This is a genomic window from Rathayibacter sp. SD072, from assembly GCF_017355185.1.
Lineage (GTDB): Bacteria > Actinomycetota > Actinomycetes > Actinomycetales > Microbacteriaceae > Rathayibacter.
This window is the reverse complement of sequence record NZ_JADILJ010000090.1, coordinates 1-4,373: the sequence shown is the minus strand read 5'-3', so window position 1 is coordinate 4,373 and position 4,373 is coordinate 1. Positions and strand designations below refer to the sequence as shown.

The window sequence follows — 4,373 nt, the reverse complement described above, 5'->3', positions numbered from 1 at the left end:
GCGCTCGACGATCTACGACCCCGCCCTGGACGCCGACGGGCGTCTGCGCGTCGCGGCGGCCGTGGGCATCAACGGCGACGTGGCTGCGAAGGCGCGTGCACTGGTCGCGGCGGGCGTCGACGTCCTCGTGCTCGACACCGCGCACGGGCACCAGGAGGCGATGCTGCGGGCGCTGCGCACGGTCTCGGCGCTGGATCTCGGGGTCCCGATCGCCGCGGGCAACATCGTCACCGCCGAGGCGGTGCACGACCTCGTCGAGGCGGGTGCCGACATCCTGAAGGTCGGAGTGGGGCCCGGAGCGATGTGCACGACCCGCATGATGACCGCGGTCGGCCGGCCCCAGTTCTCGGCCGTGCTCGAGACGGCGGAGCGGGCCCGCGAGCTCGGTGCGCACGTCTGGGCCGACGGGGGAGTGCGCTACCCGCGCGACGTCGCCCTCGCCCTCGCGGCGGGCGCCGCCTCCGTCATGGTCGGCTCCTGGTTCGCGGGGACGATCGAGGCGCCGGGCGAGCTGCGGACGGATGCGGCGGGCCGCGTCTACAAGGAGAGCTGGGGGATGGCGTCGGCCAAGGCCGTGCAGGAGCGCTTCGGCCGCCTCGACGCGTACGAGCTCGCCCGCAAGCGCCTCTTCGCCGAGGGGATCTCGTCGTCGACGATCTACCTCGACCCGCTGCGCCCGTCGATCGAGGACCTCCTCGACATGATCACGTCCGGCGTCCGCTCGTCGTTCACCTACGCCGGAGCGCGCAGCGTCCCGGAGTTCCACGAGCGCGCCGTCGTCGGGCTGCAGTCGGCATCGGGCTACGAGGAGGGCAAGGCGCTGCCGGTCAGCTGGTGACCTGAGAGCCGGAGTCCCGCCCGTCAGCGGGAGCCAGGCGCGGGTCTGCTAGAACCGAGCGCATGACCATCGTCGACAACGCCGTGTACGTCGGCGGCCGCCGCATCCGCAACCCGGACTCCCTCGAGGACACGTTCGAGCTGATGCGCGAGGAGAACGGCATGGCCTGGATCGGCCTGTTCCGGCCGTCCCGCGAGGAGGTCGAGGCCGTCGCCCACGAGTTCGGGCTGCATCCGCTCGCCGTCGAGGACGCGCTCAGCGGGCACCAGCGCGCCAAGCTCGAGCGCTACGACGACGGGCTCTTCGTGGTGCTGCGCCCCGCGCGGTACCTCGACGCCGACGAGACGGTCGTCTTCGGCGAGCTGCACGTCTTCGTCGGGCCGGACTTCGTGGTGACCATCCGGCACGCCGACTCCCCGGATCTGGCGCGGGTGCGCCGTCGGCTGCAGGAGGACCCGGCGCTGCTGGCCCGGGGTCCGGAGGCGGTGCTCTACGCGATCCTCGACCAGGTCGTGGACGAGTACGCCCCGGTCGTCGCGGGAGTGCAGGGCGACGTGGACGAGATCGAGGACCAGCTCTTCGGAGCGGACTCGGACGACAGGCTCTCGGAGCGCATCTACCGGCTGTCCCGTGAGGTCATCCACTTCCAGCGCTCGGTGCAGCCGCTGACCGCGCTGCTCCGGGCGCTCGCCGAGGAGACGCCGGCCGAGGGGGCGTCGCCGGACCACGTGGAGCTGCACCGCTCGCTCCGCGACGTGCTCGATCACACGATCCGCGTGACGGAGGCGGTCGACGCCCTGCGCGCGATCCTCGACAAGGCGCTCACCGTGCACTCGACGCTCGTCTCGCGTCGCCAGACCGAGACCGGGCTCGCGCAGAACGACGTCGTGCGCAAGATCTCGTCCTGGGCGGCGATCCTCTTCGCCCCGACCCTGATCGCGGGCGTGTACGGGATGAACTTCGACGAGATGCCCGAGCTGCACTGGGAATTCGGCTACCCCTGGGCGCTCGGGCTGATGGTCGTGTTCGGCGTCGGGCTCTACGCGGTGTTCAAGGCGAAGAAGTGGCTCTGATCCTCGGGAGTGCGCCCCGTCGGCGGCGGTGCCGCCGGTAGACTCGGCAGCACAATGGACGACCCTCCCTCTGCTCATCCGCCGTCGGACCGCACCGTCCGGCCCCCGCACCCCGATCTCCCCGCCGCGCTGAACCGCGCCGGTCGGGTCCTCCGCACGTCGAGCGGAGGTGCCCTCGATGGGTGCTGAGTGGCTCCTGCTCGGTGTCGGCCTCCTCCTGACCCTCGGCACCGGCGTCTTCGTCGCGAGCGAGTTCGCCCTGGTGAACCTCGACCGGGCCGACCTGGAGGCCCGCCGCGACCGCGGCGAGACGCGGCTCGGCATGACGATCGCGGCGCTGAAGGTCACGTCGACCCACCTCTCGAGCGCGCAGCTGGGCATCACGCTCACCACGCTCCTCACCGGCTACACGATGGAGCCGGCCCTGTCGACGCTGCTCGAGCAGCCCTTCCTCGGCCTCGGGCTGCCCGAGGCGGCGGTCTCGCCGATCACGACCGTGGTGGCGATCGTCATCGCCACGCTGCTCTCGATGATCCTCGGCGAGCTCGTCCCGAAGAACTTCGCCCTCGCCCTGCCCCGCGCGACCGCCAAGCTGGTCGTCCCGCTGCAGACGGCGTTCACCACGGTCTTCCGTCCCGCTGTCGCCCTGCTGAACGGCAGCGCCAACGCGCTCCTGCGCCTCATGGGCATCGAGCCGAAGGAGGAGCTCTCGGGCGCGCGCAGCGCCGAGGAGCTCTCGAGCCTCGTCCGGCACTCCGCGAGCGCCGGGCTGCTCGAGGAGGACACGGCCGACCTGCTCGGGCGCACCCTCCGCTTCTCGGCCCTCAGCGCTGGCGACGTGATGACCCCCCGGCTCCGACTCTCCACCGTCGAGCGCTCGAGCACGGCGCAGGACGTCCTCGACCTCGCCCGCACCACGGGGCTCTCGCGCTTCCCGATCACGGACGACGACATCGACGACATCGTCGGAGTCGTGCACGTGAAGCAGGCCGTGGCCGTCCCGCGCGGCAAGAGGTCCGAGGTGCCCGTCACGGCGCTGCGCTCCGAGCCGCTGCGCGTGCCGGAGACGATGAAGCTCGACGTCCTGCTGACGGAGCTGCGCGGACGCGGCTTCCAGCTCGCGGTCGTCGTCGACGAGTACGGCGGAACCGCGGGCGTCGCGACGCTCGAGGACCTGGTCGAGGAGCTCGTCGGCGAGGTGGCGGACGAGCACGACCGCTCCCGTCCCGACGTCGTGAAGCTGCCGGGCTCCACCACGTTCCCCGGCATGCTCCGCCCCGACGAGGTCCGCGACCGCGTCGGCGTCGCCATCCCCGAGGACGGCCCCTACGAGACCGTCGCGGGCTACGTCATGAGCGAGCTCGGCCGACTGCCCGAGGCCGGCGACGAGGTGCCCGTCGACGGCGGCTCGCTCCGCGTCGAGCGCCTCGACGGGCGCCGGATCGACCGCATCCGCTTCACCCCCGACCCCGACGCCGAGCCCGACACCCTGCCGGACCCGCTGGCCGACGCGGGACGGTCCCACCGAGCACGCAAGGAGGCCGGCGATGAGTGACTGGGCCGGAATAGCGTGGCTCGTGGTGCTGCTCGCCGCGAACGCCTTCTTCGTCGGAGCGGAGTTCGCCGTCATCTCGGCGCGCCGCTCCCAGATCGAGCCCCTCGCCGAGAGCGGCCGCCGCAGCGCGATCACCGCCCTCGCCGCCATGGAGCACGCGACGCTCATGCTGGCGACCACGCAGCTGGGCATCACCGTCTGCTCGTTGCTGATCCTGAACGTCAGCGAGCCGGCGATCCACCACCTGCTCGAGATCCCGCTGCACGCCGTCGGACTGCCGGAGGAGCTGACCGGGACCGTCGCCTTCGTCATCACCCTGCTGATCGTGTCGTTCCTGCACGTCGTGCTGGGCGAGATGGTGCCCAAGAACATCTCGTTCTCGATGCCCGACAAGGCCGTGCTGCTGCTCGCGCCCCCGCTCGTCGCCATCGCCCGGGTGATCCGCCCCCTGATCGTCGCCCTCAACGCGATCTCCAACGGGGTGCTCCGCCTGTTCCGGGTCGACCCGAAGGACGAGGCGAACAGCACCTTCACCCTCGAGGAGGTGCAGACGATCGTCGACCAGTCGACCCGGGAGGGCACGCTGCGCGACTCCAGCACCCTCCTCGCCGCGTTCGAGTTCACCGAGAAGAAGGTGCACGACGTCGCACTCCCGCTCGACGGCATCGTCAGCCTCCCCGCCGGAGCCACACCGGCCGACGTCGAGCGCGCCGTCGCCAAGCACGGTTTCTCGCGCTACGTCGTCCTCGGCACCGACGGAGCACCCGAGGGCTACATCCACCTCAAGGACGTCCTCGACCTCGACGGCGACACCGAGGGAGCGAAGTTCCGCCTGCCCATCCCGGCCAAGCGGATCCGGCAGCTCGCCTCGATCTTCGAGGCCACCGACCTCGAGGACGCCCTCGCG

At 71.6% G+C, this 4,373-nt stretch carries 4 protein-coding genes; all 4 read left to right on the top strand.

The window, feature by feature from the left end:
• Positions 1–838, top strand: an 838-nt coding sequence (locus IOC53_RS18415; protein WP_207408040.1) for an IMP dehydrogenase, incomplete at its 5' end; no start/stop codon positions are given.
• A 62-nt stretch (positions 839–900) separates the two neighbouring features.
• Positions 901–1,911, top strand: coding sequence for a magnesium/cobalt transporter CorA (corA, locus tag IOC53_RS18410; protein ID WP_207408039.1), 1,011 nt, complete (start codon positions 901–903; stop codon positions 1,909–1,911).
• A gap of 178 nt (positions 1,912–2,089) precedes the next feature.
• A complete protein-coding gene (locus IOC53_RS18405; protein ID WP_207408038.1) occupies positions 2,090–3,466 on the top strand; it encodes a hemolysin family protein in 1,377 nt (458 codons plus the stop codon).
• A partial coding sequence (locus IOC53_RS18400) for a hemolysin family protein (protein WP_207408037.1) occupies positions 3,459–4,373 on the top strand: 915 nt, incomplete at its 3' end. The genes IOC53_RS18405 and IOC53_RS18400, both read left to right, overlap by 8 nt.